Origin of the sequence: Chryseosolibacter indicum (genome assembly GCF_018598585.1) — a bacterium.
Lineage (GTDB): Bacteria > Bacteroidota > Bacteroidia > Cytophagales > Cyclobacteriaceae > Chryseosolibacter > Chryseosolibacter indicus.
Genome location: NZ_JAHESD010000006.1, coordinates 16,223 through 34,881, shown reverse-complemented (window position 1 = coordinate 34,881; position 18,659 = coordinate 16,223). Strand labels below are relative to the sequence as shown.

Here is an 18,659-nt window from a genome sequence, read left to right as displayed (position 1 = left end):
GAAAGAAGTTTTAGACAGCAATTTTAAGAAATTCTGTAAATCTGTAGAGATTTTTCCCATACAACAGTTACATCCTCTGGTATACACCTGCTTTCTCAGCGTTTCCATCGATGGATATCGTCTAAGCAGCAACAGGCATATAATTATATCCTTGCGAGCAAAACGAAAATTATGAATACAACTGCAAAAATATTAATAGGATTTTTTATAGGTACTGCTATTGGCACTGCTACAGGTTTTTTGTTTGCTCCTTTAACAGGTGCCCGCACCAGAAAAAACATTAATAAGAAAGCAAAGAAGTTGGTAAAGCAACTCGAATCTCTTGTATCTAAAGAAAAGAAAAAAGCTACATCAACTGCTAAGCGCGTTAGAAGCGGAAGAACCGCAGTGCCTTCAGTACAATAAATAATATCTAAGCTGATGATGCTTTGCTTAGATGAATTATAAACCATTTAAAATCAAGAAAGGAATGACGAGGAAGATAATAAGTATGATTATAGGTTTTACGATTTTGCTTATGGTCATGGGCATGCAGCTTATGCAATAAAAAAGTCAGATTGAATCCAACCTGACTTTTTTATTAAAATATCATTCAATAATTATTCGAGTGCTTTGACACCTGGCAGTACTTTACCCTCGAAGTACTCCAGCAATGCGCCGCCACCTGTAGATACGTAGCTGACTTTCTCACTAAAGCCCAGCTGTGCAACTGCGGCAGCTGAGTCTCCTCCACCTATTAAAGAGAAAGCTCCTTTTTCAGTTGCCTTTACAACTGCCTCAGCTATCTTCTTTGTTCCTTCAGCAAATTTCTCCATTTCGAACACACCCATCGGGCCATTCCATAGGATAGTCTTTGAGTTTACAACAACATCAGAGAAAACGTGAACTGCCTGTGGGCCGATGTCAAGTCCCATCCATCCTGCATCAATAGAATTATTATTTGCTACCCTGCTGTTTGCCTGCGCATCAAATTTATCAGCAACAACAGAATCAATAGGTAAATGAAGCTCTACACCTTTAGCTTTTGCTTTTTGTATAAGTTCTTTTGCAAGATCTAACTTGTCTTGTTCAACCAAAGAATTACCTACATTACCACCAAGTGCTTTAAAGAACGTATACGCCATTCCTCCGCCAATGATAAGGTGATTTACTTTATCAAGCAGTTTCTCTATGATAAGAATCTTATCCGAAATCTTTGCACCACCCATAATGGCTGTAAAAGGTTTATCAGCCTTTTCCATCACCTTCTTCGCGTTATCAAGTTCAGCTGCCATTACATAGCCTGCACATTTTTCTTTAAAAAATTGGGCAACAATAGTTGTAGAGGCGTGAGCTCTGTGCGCTGTACCAAATGCATCGTTTACATAAACATCACCAAGCTTAGAAAGTTTTTCAGCAAAGTTTACATCACCTTTCTCTTCTTCTTTATAAAAGCGAAGGTTTTCGAGCAGAAGAACTTCTCCAGGTTTTAAATTCGCGGCCTTTTGCTTTGCTTCGTCACCGATACAATCGGAAGCAAATTGTATAGAAGTACCAAGAAGCTTTTCAGTTGTTTTTATAGCATGCTTTAACGATGATTTTTCTTCAGGACCTTCTTTTGGCCTACCCAGGTGCGACATCAAAATGCAACTACCGCCATCGTTCAAAATCTTCTTTATTGTAGGAATGGTAGAGCGAATGCGGTTGTCATCTGTGACATTAAAACTTTTGTCTAAAGGAACATTAAAGTCTACTCTGATGAGTGCTCGCTTGCCCTTGAAATTGATGTCGTTTATTGTTTTCATCTGGTTTTGTTTGGTTGATCTGTTTCGCCTTCATCCTTTTTATATGCCTTCATTTAGCAAGTATGCAAGCGTATAATTTGAATTGGGCGGGGACGAATTTAGTAAATCATTAATCAGTTCATAAAGATCTCAATCTTTTTTACCGGAAACGTTTGAGCTGTTAGGAATGGGGCTCAATCACCAAAGCTAACGCCAAGCCCTTTTGCTGCTTTCACCAAATAAGAATCTTTGCTCACAAAGTTGTACTCCTTAGTGGCTTCTTCTAGCGTAACCGATGTGATGTTGTTGTTTTTGTATGCTACCATTCGTCCAAACCCTTTTTCCAATACCAGTTCAAAAGCCTTTACACCGAATAACGTGGCAAGCACACGATCAAATGCTATAGGACTTCCGCCTCTCTGTACGTGGCCTAAAACTGTTTCGCGGATCTCTGCCTGGCACCCTGCATCTTTTAATTGTTTTGATAATGCGTATGCTACACCACCAAGCCTTACGTGTTCAGAGCCTTTCTCCCCCGCAGTGGAAGTAATGGTGCCTTCTTTGGGCTTCGCTCCCTCTGAAATAACAATGTTCACAAAGCCTCTTCCTTTCTTGTAACGCATGTTAATGCGCTTTACGATTTTGTTGATATCGTAGGGTATTTCAGGGATAAGACACACCTCTGCGCCTCCTGCAATGGCAGTATGAAGGGCGATCCATCCGGCATCACGACCCATTACCTCCATAATCATAACCCGATGATGACTCTCTGCAGTAGTCACTAACTTGTCAAAACTGTCTGAAGCTATTTGTACTGCGGTTTGAAAACCAAAGGTCAGATCTGTAGCTGAAAGATCATTGTCTATTGTTTTAGGAACACCAATAACCGGCAGACCTTTTTCGTAAAGTACTTTAGAGATCTTTTGTGAACCATCGCCACCAATATTTATCACAGCATCAAACCCTAGTGATTTTATTTTTTGTATCAACTCATCAGAGCGATCAACAAATTGCACGGTACCATCACTTTGGATTACAGGATATTTAACCGGACTGTTCTTGTTGGTTGTTTTTAATATAGTACCACCCTTTACATGGATGCCTCCTGTGCTTACGCTGGTCAGTTTTATTATTTCTGTTGGTTCACTAAACACACCATTAAAAGCCTCAATACTTCCGTATACTTCCCAATCTTTTTCTCTTTTTGCTCGTTTGGCAATGCCTCGTATAACAGCATTCAGGCCAGGGCAATCACCACCTCCGGTAAGTACAAGTACCTTCTTCTTTTTTTCCATGTTACTTTTATTTCTTTAGTCCGGTAAATATATACTTGATTCTGGATTATAAAACCCGCTCAATTACGTGCTAAGTTTAGAACTACTTTAGCAAACTACAAAGATATTCGTGAAACTACCGCCCGGCAGATGCTCTTCTAAGCCTGTCGTTAATGGCCTTTCCCAGGCCAACGTCGGGCACAAACTCAGCCAGAATAACTTCGATGGGCATTTTATCGAAACCTCGTAAAGCAGTGAAGAGGTTTTGCGCCGCCTCTTCCAGTTTTCCGGTTGGTGATAGTATGATCTGATAAGGAGAATTGAAATCTTTATTAAATGTAAGCAGTCCGCTCTCGTGCGCAGGGTAGAGTTGAAGCAATTCTTCAATCTTACCGACTACTAACTTTTTGCCCGGTGCATAATGGCTTTGCAATTGACCCGGTGCTTTTGGGTTGGAGGAGGAGTGTACTTGTACTCTGACGTTTCCGATTTCTTTTTGTATGGATTCAATACTCAGCCCGCCCATTCTATATACGACAGTCTCTCCGTTGTCAAACCCGACTATAGTAGATTCAAGACCAACTTCACAAACCCCGCCATCAAGTATGTACGCAATTTTACTTCCCAGTTGTTCTTCAACATGTTCAGGCCTGGTAGGACTTACGTAACCAAATGGATTAGCACTCGGCGCTGCGAGCGGAAAATCTAAAACCTCAAGCAATGATCCTGTGAGCGGATGTGCCGGACAACGGATTCCGACATTAGGCAGACCTGAAGTTACAAGATCAGGAATTACAGGCTGTTTTTCTAACAACAGTGTTAGCGGACCAGGCCAGAAGGCGTTTGCTAATTGCTTCGCTTTATCATTAATAGCGGTAACATATCGCAGCGTAGCTCCCGCATGCGGAACATGAACTATCAACGGATCAAAATGCGGTCTGTTCTTAACTTCAAAAATCTTGGTGACAGCCGAAACATTAAGCGCATTTGCGGCAAGGCCATATACCGTTTCCGTAGGAATTGCTACAAGCTCTCCCTGTTCAAGAAGATACTTCGCCTTTTCAATATCATTGCCAATTTCAGCCATGTTGCAGGGTTAACGGTATGCCGAATATGAACGTTTCTAAAGCTACGTGAAAGGTGCTGACTTGTATAGCCATTATTCCTTGAAATAGATTTCTGTAACTGGGTTAAAAAAACGCAGAATTACTTCTTGCATTCAAATATAAATAAAATGGATTTAAGCGCCGCTCGAATAGTAAATCGAGGTTTTTTCCGAATGTTTTATCATTTTTGTATTTAGTTTAATCTCAGATATCGTTTTTAATCAAAGATAATGCAGCGTAAAAATATTGGTTTACTATCGGGTTTATTCCTCTTACTGCTGGTATCAGGGTGTAAAAAAGAAAAAGAAGAAAAGCCCGAAGTTGACACTCTTTCTATATCCTACAAAGTAAAAACTACCTGGCCGCATGATGTAAATGCCTTTACACAAGGATTAGTAATTCACGAGGGAAAACTTTACGAAAGCACAGGTCAAAAACAATCGTGGATTGGTATCGTAGATATTAACACAGGAACATCGGACAAAAAGGTTGTACTTGATGATAAATTCTTTGGTGAGGGAATAACCATTCTCAACAATAAAATCTATCAGCTCACCTGGACTAGTAAAGTTGGCTTTGTCTATGATCTTAAAACCTTTAAACAAATAAATGAATTTCCATTACCAACAAAAGAAGGGTGGGGTATAACGCATGATGGTACACACCTGATTATGAGTGATGGTACTGATAAACTTACCTTTGTGGATACAGTTTCTCTCAAGACTGTTAAAACTATAAACGTAACCGAAGAGAACAGTCCCGCAAAAAAATTAAACGAACTCGAGTATGTAGATGGTTATGTATATGCAAACCAATGGGAAACAAATCGTATCTTAAAGATAGATCCAAAAACAGGAAAAGTAATTGGCCGTCTGGACCTTACTTCTCTTGCACAGAACGCATCTTTGCGTAACCCGCGTGCCGACGTATTGAATGGTATTGCCTATCATCCTACTACTAAACTATTTCTGGTGACAGGAAAATACTGGCCGTCTGTTTATGTACTTCAGCTAACTCAATAACGGAATACAAATTTCAATTACCCCACAATATGAGTAACAAAACGAGATCTATTCTTAAAGCCATTGCTGTTATCCTGGTTTTATTATGTGTAATGATGCAATTAGGATGGATTGCCATCCCGGCGATAAGCATTTATAAGTTCTGGATAGTAGTTATTGCTTTCGGATTGTTGCTGATAAGCTCTAAGTAGATCAGCTTACATCAGTTTTACTTTTTCAACCATTCTTGCAATAGAATGGTTGTTGCCACTTAAAGCCACTGCTTCATCAATGGAAACCCACGCAAGGTCTTTTGATTCTTCTGTGATAATAAGTTGTTCTTCTCTTGAACCTTCAAGAAGTATTCTTACATCGTAATGATCGTGTTGAGGGAAATCTTTTCTTGCAGGAATCGCGTGAACATCCAGGTCAAATATCTCTTCGGTAATCAATCTTAGGTTTTTCAAGCCTGTCTCTTCATCGGCCTCGCGCAGAGCTACATTAATAACATTTTCGTCTCCATCAGCATGACCTCCTGGCTGAAGCCATTTGTTTAACTTTGCGTGATGCGTGAGCAGAACATACTTACGGGATGAATCAACAATAAAGGCTGATCCGGTGATATGGCCAGGCAGGTGGTCGCGATGATACGCACGAGGGTTGTTTAATAGATCGATAAACAGCTTTTTGAAAAGAAGTTCTTCTTCAAATGTAGAGCGATATAATTTAACAGCTTGTATAAGTTCCAGCCTGGTCTTCATGATTATTATGTACCTTTACTAAACGTCGCCTGAAAGTCTGAAAAAATCACGAATCAAGCTTCAGTTGCGGTAAATTATATCTCCTGGAAAATACAAAACCGTCTTTCTGCCTGAGAATGAGTGAAAATGGCTAAGGGTCTTTCCCGAACAAGGGAATCAGGATCGCTACCGGGCTGTTCCGGAGAAGGAACGGAGTAGCATCAGTACTGCTTCTGCCATTCTTCTGTCATCCTTCTATCAACTTACTGAAAAAGGCCTTTTTATAGAAGAATCATTGAATTTACAGTGAAATTTCACAGAATCATTACCGATGCCAGACCGATGCTACTCTGGTTCATGACTATTGGTCGTTAATAGGTGCTCGAAAAGCGTACTTATGCGAGAGAAACTTAAAGAGAAGGGTTTGTCAGTTTAACAGACTGCGGAATGCGTAATGTTATAAAAACAAAAGAGCCAGTATCGCAACATACTGGCACTTTCGGTAAATGACTGTTATTACTGAATAACTACAGTAACTTTGTTGATCTTTTTAGCTTCAAGCTTTTCAGTCTTCTCTCCGCCACCTGCGTTGTCTTTATCATCTTTACGTACAATGATAAAATATGGGATTGACTTCAGTTCTTTGATCTTTACATATCCTTTTGCATCTGTAACACCTTGGGCTGCAACATTTGCTTCGTTTGTATAGTCTTCTTCATTTTCAAACAGCATTACGGTTGCGCCTTCAACAGTATTTCCTGTTTCATCGCGAACGGTAACGTTTAGTGATGTCTTAATAAGTTGTGCTGCTGTTGTAGCAACAAGGAAAAGAACGATGACCAAAAGTTTTAATGTAGACTTCATAGTTTTAATTTACATCTAAGTTATAAATAACCGGTTAAATGGAAAAGCAACTCCTGTTCCAGAAATTGCTTTTCATCGTCTATTGCGCAGTAGCTTCGACAGGCTCTGACGTAAATTCTTTTTCGATATGCCTTGCGTAGTTCACCTTCCAATCGCTAAGGCGCTTTACGTGTGTTTCCATTCGTCTCACAAAGTCATCATAATCTCTATTTTCCTTCTTTGTCCAGGTTACCTCAGCCAAAGCGCATGCTCTTGGATATACCATGTACTCCACGTGGTCAGATGTCTTAATGTATTCGGTCCATACATTAGCCTGCGCACCCAGAATATGCTTTGCTTCATCTTCATTTAAAGATGGTGGTATCGGTTCGTAAGAATACACCTTACGTACAGGGAGGAAACCTCCTATGGCAAGGGGCTCAGTTCCTGTGGTATCCTGATACTTGTCGAAATAGCACCAGGGGCCTGGTGTCATCACTACATCGTGGTTTTGTTTGGCAGCAGCAATTCCACCTTCTTCTCCGCGCCAGCTCATAACGGTAGCATTTGGAGCCAGACCTCCTTCAAGAATTTCATCCCAGCCAATAATTTGCTTGCCTTTACCATTAAGGTATTTCTCCATACGTTGGATGAAATAGCTCTGCAGCGCATGTTCGTCTTGAAGTTTTTCTTCTTTAATTCTTTTTTGGCAATACGGGCATTTTCTCCAGCGTGTCTTCGGACACTCATCACCACCAATGTGAACATATTTGCCAGGGAACAACGGCACTACCTCGTCCAGTACATCCTGAAGGAAAGCAAATGTTTCTTCTTTACCTGCACAAAATACTTCTTCGAATACACCCCACGTTGTTGCCACCTCGTATGGCCCTCCTGTACAACCCAGGTTAGGATACGCAGTAAGCGCTGCTTGTGCATGCCCTGGCATTTCTATTTCAGGTATTACTGTAACGTGCCGCGCTGCTGCATACTGCACTACGTCTTTAACTTCTTCCTGGGTATAGAAGCCACCGTAGCGTTGGCCGTCGTATTTGGCTTCGCCATTACCTCTTGTTGCCGTGCTGGCATGGCCGATGATGGTTTCTTTTCTATACGCCGCTACTTCCTGAAGCTTTGGATATTTTTTAATTTCTATTCTCCATCCCTGATCATCAGTAAGATGCCAATGAAATGTATTCATCTTGTGGTGCGCCAAAAGATCAATGTATTTTTTAATAAAATCAATTGGGAACATATGTCTACCGACATCAAGATGTAAACCTCGATAAGAGAACCTCGGATAATCTGTTATCTCAACAAAAGGAACGGTTTTTCCATCGTCAGATAAAATCTGCATAAGTGTTTGGAAACCATAGAAGAGACCTGCACCTGTGTTGGCGTTGATGCTTACGCCTGTATTGTTGACGGATAATGTATATCCCTCTCTGGTAAGAGAATCGGCCTGAATAATATTCAGTCTGATGGATCCTTCATCTCCTCCGCTTTCAATGATGCTTGTATTTACATTTTTGCTCTTAAGATAATCCTGTAAAAGGGATGCAACTTGTTTGCTCTCATCATTTACTGCAACAATCTGAACATTTTCTTCAAATTCAAATTCATCTTTGCCTTGTGTAAGATGAACAGGCTGGGGTACTATGCTTAAAGGTTGTGTTGATACTGCGGGTTCCTTTACTGCACACGAAGTTATGACAAGCAAGAAGCCCAGTAAGTAGATATGTCGTCGCATTTCTAAAGTAGTTTGGTTGCTACATAATTAGCAATTTTTATCTATGTGGCCGCACACACATAAATAAAAAATGTCACCACGATGGGTGACATTTTAAAATGAAGAGAAAAATTACTTTATCGAAGTACGACCACACCACCACGTTTTTCCTGAACGCCTTTCTCTGGTCTGTACGAACTCTTGAATTTTACGAGGTACGTGTACGTATCAGGAGGAACAGGACGACCGCTTTCATTTTTATATCCGCCATTCCATTTAAAATCTCTTTGAGTAGAGTAGTAAACCATCTCGCCCCAGCGGTTGAAAATATAGATCTCGAAATCCTGGTCAGAGATAAAGAATGTAAAGAGTGAAAACTCCGTATTCAATCCTCCTGGGCGAAATGCATTTGGTCCTACAATTAAAGGATCACATTCCACTACCAATGTAGTCTCGTCACTGATCGGACAATTATAAACATTAAGCAAGTCGACGGAGTAAACGCCAGCTTCTGTCGCCGTATAGGTTTGGTCAGTTACACCTAGTGGCGTTCTGCCCGGGTCATTACGTCCTCCTCTGAACCAGTTGTATCCAATGAAGCCTGCACCTGCATCTAATGTTATTTCGCTAAACCTTGGATCGGTATGTTCAGGACAAATTATTCCGGTATCAGTTAAACCTCCCGGCGTGCTAGGGTTAACAATAACGCTTACAGAATCCCGGGCGACACATGTTCTACCCGCAGCTGATCGTTGCACTACCACGCGATAAACACCGCTGCGCCCATCAGTGATAGTGTATGTGTTGGAAGTAGCAGAAGGAATTGCAACTCTGTTATAAGCCCATTGATAGGAGTCCGGGGTTTGATTTGCAGTAGCAGTCAACGGTGTATTTTGTCCCGAGCAGGTGGCAGGGTTGGAGATGTCTACAGTGAGTAGGCCGAGGACGATAATGGTTTCGGTATCAGAAGAAAAACAAGTACGATCTCTTCTTCTAACATCAACCTGGTAAGAAGCACCATTGTCAGCTAAAGGCACCGTGATTTGTTGTCCGCCTACTACCTGCACACCGTTCCTCAGCCATCTGTAAACATAATCACCTGTTGGTGATGCAGAAAGAGTTACCTGATCCTGGCAAGCATCTCCCTGCGTTAAATCAGCAGGTGGATCTTGACTTATATCAACTGAAATTGTTGTGTCCGCCGGACAAGTATTTCCCACGGTGGAAGACACTGTGAGAATAAGGTCATATACACCATTAGGTAGTGGAGTTACAGGGTTAGCCGTACTATTAAAATTAATTGGAGCTGCTACTGCCCACTGATAGGTATCAGCTCCTGTTGCAGTAGCAGATGCAGTTGCTGTACATTCATCTATAGTTAAGTTGGAAATTTGAAGACGAGGAAACTGCTCGTCAATGTCTGTTTCAGGAGATACAATAACACACCCCGCATTATTTCTTACTTCAGCAACATAAGTGCCGATAGGAACCGCTGCAGTAGGATCATTTGTTTCATTACCCGATGTAGCCTCTTCGGATGTTACAGCGTTTATTATTCTATATGTATAATTTCCTTGGGCTGGGTTTGCAGTGGTGATATCAATTTGAATGTTGTCACCACAGGCGTCAACAGCATCTATGGTTACGTCAAAACCTGTATCATTAAGCGCAACAAGCTCTGTACTGGTACAACCTGTAGTTTGATTTGATATATCGACACCATAAGCGCCGGCGACTAATCCTGGAGGTGATGGTATAGGTACAACACCAGTTGGTCCTGTCAGCGTACCAGAATATGGAGTACCACCAATTGTATAAGAATAATCGCCAGGAGAAGTAATGTCTAAATTTATATAACCATTGGGAAGTCCGCACGCTGTAGGATTTGCACCTATTGCTGTAAATACCGGTCTGGGGTTAACAATATAATTTACTGTGTCATTAGCAACACAGGTGGTAAACGGGTCCGTTACTGTTACAGTGATTTGATAATTAGGAGGACTTGGTGCATTAGGATTGAAAGTAAAAATACCATCTGTCTCTCCTGGTTGTACTGTGCCATTAATACGCCATTCAAAAACAGCACCTGGATTGTTTGCATTGAAAGTCTGTGGATCTGCGCCTTCACATAATGTCAAGTCGGGTCCAAGGTTCACGTGAGGCCTCAGGTCACCGACGAAGTATCTACCTGTATCAGCACACCCGGCTGTGGTTCTGACAATCACTTCATAAGTAGCTTCTATAGTAGGTATAATGCTTGCAGTTGTGTCGCCGGTGGGTGACCATAAGAAAGTAAGATCAGAAAGATCAGTTCCCGCAGCTACGGCTTGCAGGGGAGCGTCACTTGCATTACACAATGGAGCTGCTCCGCTCAGTGCTTCAGGGTTACGATTAATAATTACCGTATCTCTGAGAATATCCACAGGGCCAATACAACGGTTTCTGATAGTTAAGGTAACGTAATAAGTGCCCGCCGTATCATACGTATGTTCAACCTCTGTAAGGTTAGCACCACGCATACCTTCACCGTCACCGAAGTCCCATATCAAAGTATCTATTGGATCAGAACCAGAACCAGTAAAACGTGTTGGCAATCCATGACATAAACCAGTAGCATCTATCGTAGGTGCCTGTGTTGGCTCGCCAATATTCTGAATGAAGTTTGGTAAACCGAGTGTGCTGGTGGGATTTACTGGACCAGGAGGTACTGTAGGTGACAATGGGAAGCCAGAGGGATTAAACGTTGATGGAGATTGAGGAGTTGCTCCTGGAGAAATTGTTCCTAATGAATTGCTTCCATTAATCGCCACGTAAGTTTGTCCGTCGGGGCCTCGTTCAATAGCACCTAAATCAGCACTGTGTGTTATTACTGGATTTATTTTTACATAACTTGATGATGTACTGTCGTAATAGAATTCGTGGAGTGATCCCGGCCCGCGTGTTGTGGCATAAAGCTTTTGGCCATCTTGCGATATTTCAACACCATAAACTTGTCCGGTTGTTGTATTCAAATCAACACGTTCCTTTAATGTTATCGCACCTGTTGCATTATCAAAATCAAAAATCTCAACGTAATTTCTGCCATCTTTCTTTAATGCCACAGCTAACTGACCACTTGCAGTTAACTTCATGTAACCCTGGCCCTCTTCTTCTGACGATATAGAATGTACAGAACCAGCGCTTGAGATAACAGGAGCACTTAAGCCATCTCCCGTAATACGGTACGCTCGGAAATTGTTAGTACCAAATTCATGTGCTATCAACCAGTTCTCATTACCTGTGATTCGTTCTGTGCTTCTGGTAAAGAGAACACTGCTGACGCCGTTCGAAGGGTCATTATCTGGATCAATAATAGCTCCATTAGGATTTGTGGTTCCTGCTTTTAAATCAAAGATGGCATAGCGCAGTTCGTAATTTGTGGTTGAAACAGAGTTATCTGTATTTTGTGTTGTAAAGATGTAATACAACGTAGGATCCGAAGCTACCGGAATAATCAAAGAAGATTGTGTTGATTGTTTACTTCCTCCCAAACCTGGTCCTGGCGGAGTTGGTGGTAATAAAGGATTGCCAGCTCTATCATAAACCTGTTCGCCATCGGTAGAGATAATCACTTGTCCGTTTCTATCACTTATAGTAGCAACTCCCTCCGGCCCATCAGTAATAAACCCTTGTATTGCATCTGCACCCGTTGAAGGTCTGAAATCAGGATTGAAATTTATCCCGGCGCTGTTTCCGAAGTGCCAGATGTTAGTTCTCGGGTCTTCAACACCATACTCTTTGATGTTGACACCCGCGTATGCAAAGCACTGCCCTGTTTGATCACTTGCCTTTATATAATAAAAGCCAGCTGAATCTATGTTTGTTAATGTAAGACTGCCACGTAGCGCGGTTATTTCCCCTGCAGGGCCAAACCAACGAATATCTGATGCTTGCCCGCTCGCCTGGGCTGTTAGTGTAAACGGATTACATGGTTGTCCATTGGGGTATGCAGTAGGAGGAGGGGGCGTTCTTTCTTTGGGGTACCTTAGCTCGCAACTACAAGCTGTTGTGTCTTGCACCAGAGTCAGTTGCAGATCAAATTGTGTTATGGTAATAGGCTTTTTAACTGAGTCTACCCTTACGCCATTTACATATGCTGAAAGCGTAACTTCAAAGGTGCCACCTTGTTGATAGGTGTAGGTAGGGCTCCAGTTAGACGATGTTCCTGTGCCGTCTCCAAATCTCCAAACGAGGCTGTCGGCGCCAGGCACTACTTCAGGAAAGAATGTAGTAGGCTGGGTAGCGCATGTTCCGGAATACGTAAAATCCAAATCGACATCAGGCGGCGATGTCTTTAAGAAAGACGGAAATTGCTTTGAATTAAAATTAACCGTACCAAAAGGGGTAGGCTCATAGTTAGCAGCCGTGGCGACGGTATCCGGATCAGTAATTCGCCCGACAAGAAAAGGACCACCCACCGTAGTTTGATAAATATGATATATAGAACTGTCAGGTGCAATCTGTAATCCGTAACTGCGTGCTGTAGTGCCGGTATTTACAGCAATAGGTGTAGCTGAAGGATTAGTAAGGTCAAATTGTAAGATACCTCCTGGCGTTACACCATCCCCTTGCCGGGATACATATAAATAATCTCCTGTATTGCTGAATTCAACATCATAAATTGGAGGCACAGCAGTGCCTGTTGTTGCTGAATTAAAAACAAAACCGGTAGCAGGATCAAAAGTCAGATTTCCGGTAGCGGGATCAAAATCCATGATCATTACATTTCTTCCCGGTTCAGAAGGTACAACTGCCAGTTTTCCTGTTGCAGGGTGGTAGGTGAAGTTTGCAGCAGAAAAATTAAACCCTGTAGGCATGGGTACAGCAGCATTTACTGTGATGCTTGATGCGTTAATTGTAGTTATTCTGAAACTTGAAGTATTGGCGTCTTGTGTTATCAGCCAGAACGCATTTTTATCAGTCTCATGGGGTATAGCTATCATTGCCTGAGATTGACTGACCAAAGGGGTAGGAGTTATTGGTTGGTTTTTACTTTCAACGTCTCCTAAAGGAAGTGTATTAGGAAATGCTGTATTACCATTACTTGCAGAATCGACTATGGTTAAATGGATGTCACCTGCGGTTGTGGCGGTTGCAGTATTCGTAAAGATATAATACTTGCCTGGCTGGCCTGGTGCCTTTGTTATTACAACGGGTTGATTTCCATTTGCATTGCCGCCGATGGCACTCCCGTTTGGCATAAGTCGGTGCGTAGCATCATAAACATTAACGCCATCGGTATAAAATAATAATGCACCTGAAACAGGATCAGAGGCAACTGCGCTTCCATTGGCTCCAAAGCTCCCTATAGCGGCAGTAGGTCTGGTTACAAGTCTTGCTGTATCTCCCGGCCGCGTAAATTGAATTCCCTGTGCCCCATTGCCAAAGAACCAGTTCTGATCAGTCTGATCCTGAGCGAGAAGTTCAGGCGTTGAGATAGAAACAATTGCCAGGATAAAAAATAATCTACTGAGTAAATTTCGTTGCATTGTGATTATCAGAATAAAAAAACGTTACTTGCTAAACACCACCTTATAATAAAACGCCCAAGTTCATCTAAAGTATACAATTTGCCTAAAATTATCCGTTATTGATTTGTAATCGATACTAAACCTCACGGATTGGGAATAACATAAAATCAGGGCTTGGAAGGAACAGGAATTTCGCATGTTTGTTCCTCCCAATCAACGAAGAAGTGTTAAACTAATCAATGATTTTTTGTTTGAATTTCTCTAAAACCGTTAATTTGCTTTGATTGCATACTTTAAAGTCATTCAACTTGATGTACAATTTTAAGAGTCCACAGTCTCTAGCTGACTGCGCACCGTTTTATCCGGCACTGTCTATATCAAAACTGTGGTCTTTGTTTTCGCGACTGCTCTCGATATGTTTATTAATACTGGTGACTGAAAGTGCGGTAACTGCACAGGATCCACAATTTTCGCAGTTTTATGCAGCTCCCCTATATTTAAATCCTGCTTTTGCAGGCGCTACAGGCCAGGCGCGCGCGGGTATTAATTATCGCACGCAATGGCCTGCAATAGATGCAAACTTCACCACTATGTCGGCCTACTTCGACTACTTTATCGAGGATAAGAAAAGCGGGATTGGGGTATTGCTCATGAGAGATATGGAGGGCCTCGCCGGGCTTCGCTCTCTTAGTGTTGGCTTACAATATGCATATGAATTTCAATTAACCGAATACCTGGGTTTCAGACCGGGTGCTCAGGTAGCACTTTATAACAGAGACATTAATTTCAATAAATTAACCTTTGGTGATCAGTTTGATCCGCAAACAGGTGAGTTTATCAATCCTGTTACGGCAGAAGCATTTAATACCAATTTCAGCAAGACATTTCTTGATCTGACCTTCGGGGGTGTATTCTTTACCAAAGTAGCCTGGCTTGGAATTTCAGCAAGCCATTTGAACAGACCGAATCAATCACTCATTGACGAGGATAGCAGATTGCCAATGAAGTTATCATTGCATGGTGGTTTCAAATTTTATATGACACCAGGAAGAGTAGGTAGCGGTGTTTATTCCCGTGTAGCAGAACGAAGTATTGCACCTGCCTTTCAATACAGGCATCAGGGAGAGTTTGATCAGATGGACTTAGGACTTTACTTTACTTTTGAACCCCTCATCCTCGGAACATGGTATCGCGGCGTTCCTTTCAAAAATGTAGAAGGTTTCGTGAACAATGAATCCATCGTACTACTACTTGGCTTTACAAAGTTAGGAGCAAAGGATGCAATTAACATCGGTTATAGCTTCGACTATACAGTATCCAGATTAGGTATTGGCAGTGGTGGCGCGCATGAGTTCAGCCTCGTGTATACATGGCCAATGCGTAATCCACGTAAACCTCCTGCAGATAAGCTCATGATTCCTTGCCCAGATTTTTAAAAGCTGTAAAACAGCAGCTATAAGAAATTCTTACAAATTACCCTACTTCTTAAATACCCATTAGTGAGTAATTTTACTTTCTATGTAAGGATTTGAGACAAAACGAATTTTAAACGTTTGGGCTAATAGCATTTATTCTGGTTCTTTGTGGTTGAGTTATTCAGGTTATATTATAGCCTGATTATTTATTGAACCCCACTAGAGAATGAAGAACCCTACAATGAAGGGGCCGGTTTTCTTTGCCGTGTCCGTCTTTTTCTTTGCCTCCCTGCTTGTCGGCTGCGGAGATGAAATCTTGAACTCTGATGAATACGAACTCGACCAGGTAAAAGTTACGTCAGATATGGCGCTTCCTTTAGCCTCTGGCGATCTTTCAATCAGCGATCTGCTTACACAACCTGAATATGTTCGTGTATACCCCGATGGTTTGGTCTATCTGTTGTACGATGATACACAAGAGCTATCGGACATACGCGACCATGTAACATTTCCAGATAAGGAGTTTTCACAACAGCTTTCTCCGTCCCTTCCCGTGCAGACGATGGCTGCAAGAACAACAGAAAGAGAGATACGTTCTCAAAATGTTCCCTTTGATTTTAATTTCAATCCACGATTAATAAAAGAAATCAAATTTAAACAAGGTACTGAACTAGTGCTTGATCTTAATTTCAGTCCTTACAGCCCGGCGACAGACTACCTCGAACTTGAAGTCACACTTCCTGATTTCAAAAAAGACGGAGTGTCTCTGGTGAAGAGAGTAAACGCGTCAGAACAAGTAGTAATATCATTGCAAGGATATATTGCTATTCTTAATGATAATAAGTTTAATGCAACTGTCAAACTGCTTGAAAGACCGCATCCAACAGCAACGCAAATATCCCAATCAACAAACATTAATTTTAAAGCAGGTTTCCGTTCTATTGATTACGAATATGTTAAAGGTTATTTAGGTGAAATAACACCATCGAACACTGTACGTGAACGGACCATAAGTTTTACACCTTTTGGTAGTTCATTAAATGACGCTGAGGTAGCTTTTGGAGATCCTAGGTTGTCTTTTACTGTTACGTCAGATTATGGACTACCCGTCAAAATTTTTCTTAGTCCATTGGAAGCAATAAGCAATGATGGTCAGGAAATGCCTATTCTATTTCTCCAAGGTGGAGATGTAAACGGAAGTACGGTTAATATTAAAAGCGCTCCGTTTTTAGGTGGGTCTGCAGCTACTCAAGCAAATGTATCAAATGAAAAAGAAATATTTGACTTTGTTCCTGAGTCTATCAAATACGGTATTAGCTATGGAAACATCGAAAATCCGTTTGATCCGTTACTTCCATTAAATTTCCTGGCCGATACGAGCAAGCTGCGCATCAATGTACGTGCAGAATTGCCGTTGTATGCCAAAGCGAACAACATCATCATCAGTGATACCATGGATATTGACCTGGGGGATGCAGAGGAGACGGAGATAGAAAGCGCTTCAATGCGCATTAAGGCAACAAATCAATTACCGCTCGACGCTGTGCTTCAGATCTACCTCGCAAATGACCACGGCATCATCACCGATTCACTTTTTGCAGAGGGAAAAACATCAGTCATAAAACCTAGTACAGTAACAGCAACAGGCGAGTTAAAAGAGGCGGGTATTTCAGATACCAACATTCCACTAAGCGATACAAAACTTAAGAAGCTCTTCGATGCGCAACAACTCATTATTAAGGCAGTAATGAACACTGCTAAAGAAGCAAACGGTTCACAAAATTATGTTCAGTTCAAGTCCGATTATAAACTTAACATCAACATTGGTTTACAAGCCAAGTTGAAACTGGAGGTAGAGTTATGAAATACAATTTACTAAAGCTTGTTTTTCTTTTGTGCTTTATACTTCCGTTAGGTAGTGTTTCCTATGCACAGGTTGAAGGCACAATGCCCTTCATGTCTAGTTTGCCACAGGTTACTTATTATAACCCTGCCTTTAAACCGGAATACAAATTCTCTATTGGGTTGCCATTTTCGTCAGTGTTCATGCAGTACTCCAATAACGGATTTTCGTATAACGATGTGGTGATGAAAGAGGGTGACACCCGTGTTGCTGATCTTGATAAATTGAATTCATCACTACGGGAAAAGAATTATATCAACACGAATCTTTCAGCAGAGCTATTGCGTGTAAGCTTGAAAGCTAATGCAAGGCTTTACCTCACCTTTAATGTATCATCGAAGGTCTATAACAGACTTATGTTGCCGAAAGATTTTTTCGGCATCATTAAAGGCACAAACCAGTACGTGAACAGCACTGCTACCCTATCACCTAAGGTGGAAACAACAAGTTATGTAGAAATAGGTGCTGGGGCAGCGTATACGGTTAATAAAGATCTTACCGTTGGCGCGAGATTTAAACTTCTTAAGGGTATTGCAAACGCTACTACACAACGCGCAGCATTTAACCTTTCGATGTCGGAAGAGTATGCGATGACAATTACAGGAGATGCCGATATCCGCACGTCAGGTATTCATAACTTTGAAGATTCTGATATTGATTACGAAGTAGAAGACAATTGGAGAGACTTTACAAGTAACAACGGCTTTGCAGTTGATCTGGGTGCTACATACAAAGTAAATGATAAACTTACTGTTGGACTTAGCTTGTTGGACCTTGGAGCTATTAAATGGAAGAACGATTTGTATGGTTACAGCCTGGACCCTTTAAAGGCACAATATACCTTTGAAGGTTTGGACCTGGATAGGCTGTTTAACGACGATGATGGCGATGATGATTACGAAGGTCAATTATCAGATTCACTGGAAGCTAAGTTTGATTTCGAAGAAGGTCGTATCGGAAGTTATCGTACTCCGTTACCCGCTAAAATGTATATCACAGGTACTTACAAGCTGAAGAAGACACTGACGGCAGGTGCGTTAATTTTTGCAGAGCGTTTCAGAGGAAGACTTATGACAGGCTTCACTGCTTCATTAAACAAAGAATTTGGTAGAAGGGTTGCTACATCCTTGAGTTATACGATTACCAATAATTCATTTAACAATATTGGGGCAGGGCTATCTCTAAACTTTGCACCAATTCAGATTTACTTTGTTGGTGACAATCTTCTTCGTGCGCCTTTTATGTTAATGGCTGATAAGAATTTAAATGGCTATGTTAACAGTTTACAATACTTCACTTTTCGCACCGGTATCAACTTCGTTTTTGGAAGAGACAAGGTACAGGAAAAACAACCCTATCCTAAAAATAAATAGAG

Annotated in this window: 13 protein-coding genes; 6 read left to right on the top strand and 7 right to left on the bottom strand. The window is 41.4% G+C overall.

Features of this window, described 5'->3' with window-relative positions:
• Positions 1 to 171 precede the first annotated feature (171 nt).
• Complete coding sequence (locus KK060_RS04380) at positions 172 to 405, top strand: YtxH domain-containing protein (protein WP_254152474.1); 234 nt, start codon at positions 172 to 174, stop codon at positions 403 to 405.
• 194 nt (positions 406 to 599) lie between these two features.
• Here KK060_RS04380 and KK060_RS04375 read toward each other — a convergent pair whose 3' ends face one another.
• The 3 genes from KK060_RS04375 to KK060_RS04365 form a co-directional block, all read right to left on the bottom strand.
• Complete coding sequence (locus KK060_RS04375) at positions 600 to 1,784, bottom strand: phosphoglycerate kinase (RefSeq protein WP_254152473.1); 1,185 nt, start codon at positions 1,782 to 1,784, stop codon at positions 600 to 602.
• Between the two features lie 173 nt (positions 1,785 to 1,957).
• Positions 1,958 to 3,058: a 6-phosphofructokinase gene (locus tag KK060_RS04370; RefSeq protein ID WP_254152472.1), complete on the bottom strand. Its 1,101-nt coding sequence runs from the start codon at positions 3,056 to 3,058 to the stop codon at positions 1,958 to 1,960.
• A gap of 115 nt (positions 3,059 to 3,173) precedes the next feature.
• Positions 3,174 to 4,124 carry an L-threonylcarbamoyladenylate synthase gene (locus tag KK060_RS04365; RefSeq protein WP_254152471.1) on the bottom strand — a complete coding sequence of 317 codons (951 nt, stop codon included), beginning with the start codon at positions 4,122 to 4,124 and terminating at the stop codon, positions 3,174 to 3,176.
• A 249-nt stretch (positions 4,125 to 4,373) separates the two neighbouring features.
• On the opposite strand from KK060_RS04365, the gene KK060_RS04360 reads away from it, so the two are divergent.
• Both KK060_RS04360 and KK060_RS04355 read left to right on the top strand, forming a co-directional pair.
• The gene (locus KK060_RS04360) at positions 4,374 to 5,165 is read left to right on the top strand and encodes a glutaminyl-peptide cyclotransferase (RefSeq protein WP_254152470.1); all 792 of its coding nucleotides are present in this window, start codon (positions 4,374 to 4,376) and stop codon (positions 5,163 to 5,165) included.
• 29 nt (positions 5,166 to 5,194) lie between these two features.
• Positions 5,195 to 5,356, top strand: a complete 162-nt coding sequence (locus KK060_RS04355; RefSeq protein ID WP_254152469.1) for a hypothetical protein — start codon at positions 5,195 to 5,197, stop codon at positions 5,354 to 5,356.
• Between the two features lie 6 nt (positions 5,357 to 5,362).
• Here the strand turns inward: KK060_RS04355 and KK060_RS04350 are convergent, their stop codons facing one another.
• The 4 genes from KK060_RS04350 to KK060_RS04335 form a co-directional block, all read right to left on the bottom strand.
• Complete coding sequence (locus tag KK060_RS04350; protein WP_254152468.1) at positions 5,363 to 5,905, bottom strand: NUDIX hydrolase; 543 nt, start codon at positions 5,903 to 5,905, stop codon at positions 5,363 to 5,365.
• Between the two features lie 495 nt (positions 5,906 to 6,400).
• Complete coding sequence (locus tag KK060_RS04345; RefSeq protein ID WP_254152467.1) at positions 6,401 to 6,748, bottom strand: carboxypeptidase-like regulatory domain-containing protein; 348 nt, start codon at positions 6,746 to 6,748, stop codon at positions 6,401 to 6,403.
• A gap of 79 nt (positions 6,749 to 6,827) precedes the next feature.
• Positions 6,828 to 8,477, bottom strand: coding sequence for a beta-N-acetylhexosaminidase (locus KK060_RS04340; RefSeq protein ID WP_254152466.1), 1,650 nt, complete (start codon positions 8,475 to 8,477; stop codon positions 6,828 to 6,830).
• 116 nt (positions 8,478 to 8,593) lie between these two features.
• A complete protein-coding gene (locus tag KK060_RS04335; RefSeq protein ID WP_254152465.1) occupies positions 8,594 to 13,984 on the bottom strand; it encodes a PKD domain-containing protein in 5,391 nt (1,796 codons plus the stop codon).
• Positions 13,985 to 14,358: 374 nt separating this feature from the next.
• Here KK060_RS04335 and KK060_RS04330 point away from each other — a divergent pair, with 374 nt between their 5' ends.
• From KK060_RS04330 to KK060_RS04320, 3 genes are all read left to right on the top strand, one after another.
• The gene (locus KK060_RS04330) at positions 14,359 to 15,402 is read left to right on the top strand and encodes a PorP/SprF family type IX secretion system membrane protein (RefSeq protein ID WP_302180007.1); all 1,044 of its coding nucleotides are present in this window, start codon (positions 14,359 to 14,361) and stop codon (positions 15,400 to 15,402) included.
• A 205-nt stretch (positions 15,403 to 15,607) separates the two neighbouring features.
• Positions 15,608 to 17,245, top strand: coding sequence for a hypothetical protein (locus KK060_RS04325; protein ID WP_254152463.1), 1,638 nt, complete (start codon positions 15,608 to 15,610; stop codon positions 17,243 to 17,245).
• Positions 17,242 to 18,657 carry a DUF5723 family protein gene (locus KK060_RS04320; RefSeq protein WP_254152462.1) on the top strand — a complete coding sequence of 472 codons (1,416 nt, stop codon included), beginning with the start codon at positions 17,242 to 17,244 and terminating at the stop codon, positions 18,655 to 18,657. The genes KK060_RS04325 and KK060_RS04320 overlap by 4 nt, the downstream gene beginning before the upstream one ends.
• Positions 18,658 to 18,659: the final 2 nt, after the last annotated feature.

What these genes read in the sequence shown, in the direction of transcription:
- KK060_RS04345 (WP_254152467.1), bottom strand. Translation starts at nt 6,748, where the DNA reads ATGAAGTCTACATTAAAACTTTTGGTCATCGTTCTTTTCCTTGTTGCT.
- KK060_RS04355 (WP_254152469.1), top strand. Translation starts at nt 5,195, where the DNA reads ATGAGTAACAAAACGAGATCTATTCTTAAAGCCATTGCTGTTATCCTG.
- KK060_RS04360 (WP_254152470.1), top strand. Translation starts at nt 4,374, where the DNA reads ATGCAGCGTAAAAATATTGGTTTACTATCGGGTTTATTCCTCTTACTG.
- KK060_RS04350 (WP_254152468.1), bottom strand. Translation starts at nt 5,905, where the DNA reads ATGAAGACCAGGCTGGAACTTATACAAGCTGTTAAATTATATCGCTCT.
- KK060_RS04325 (WP_254152463.1), top strand. Translation starts at nt 15,608, where the DNA reads ATGAAGAACCCTACAATGAAGGGGCCGGTTTTCTTTGCCGTGTCCGTC.
- KK060_RS04320 (WP_254152462.1), top strand. Translation starts at nt 17,242, where the DNA reads ATGAAATACAATTTACTAAAGCTTGTTTTTCTTTTGTGCTTTATACTT.
- KK060_RS04380 (WP_254152474.1), top strand. Translation starts at nt 172, where the DNA reads ATGAATACAACTGCAAAAATATTAATAGGATTTTTTATAGGTACTGCT.
- KK060_RS04335 (WP_254152465.1), bottom strand. Translation starts at nt 13,984, where the DNA reads ATGCAACGAAATTTACTCAGTAGATTATTTTTTATCCTGGCAATTGTT.
- KK060_RS04375 (WP_254152473.1), bottom strand. Translation starts at nt 1,784, where the DNA reads ATGAAAACAATAAACGACATCAATTTCAAGGGCAAGCGAGCACTCATC.
- KK060_RS04340 (WP_254152466.1), bottom strand. Translation starts at nt 8,477, where the DNA reads ATGCGACGACATATCTACTTACTGGGCTTCTTGCTTGTCATAACTTCG.
- KK060_RS04370 (WP_254152472.1), bottom strand. Translation starts at nt 3,058, where the DNA reads ATGGAAAAAAAGAAGAAGGTACTTGTACTTACCGGAGGTGGTGATTGC.
- KK060_RS04365 (WP_254152471.1), bottom strand. Translation starts at nt 4,124, where the DNA reads ATGGCTGAAATTGGCAATGATATTGAAAAGGCGAAGTATCTTCTTGAA.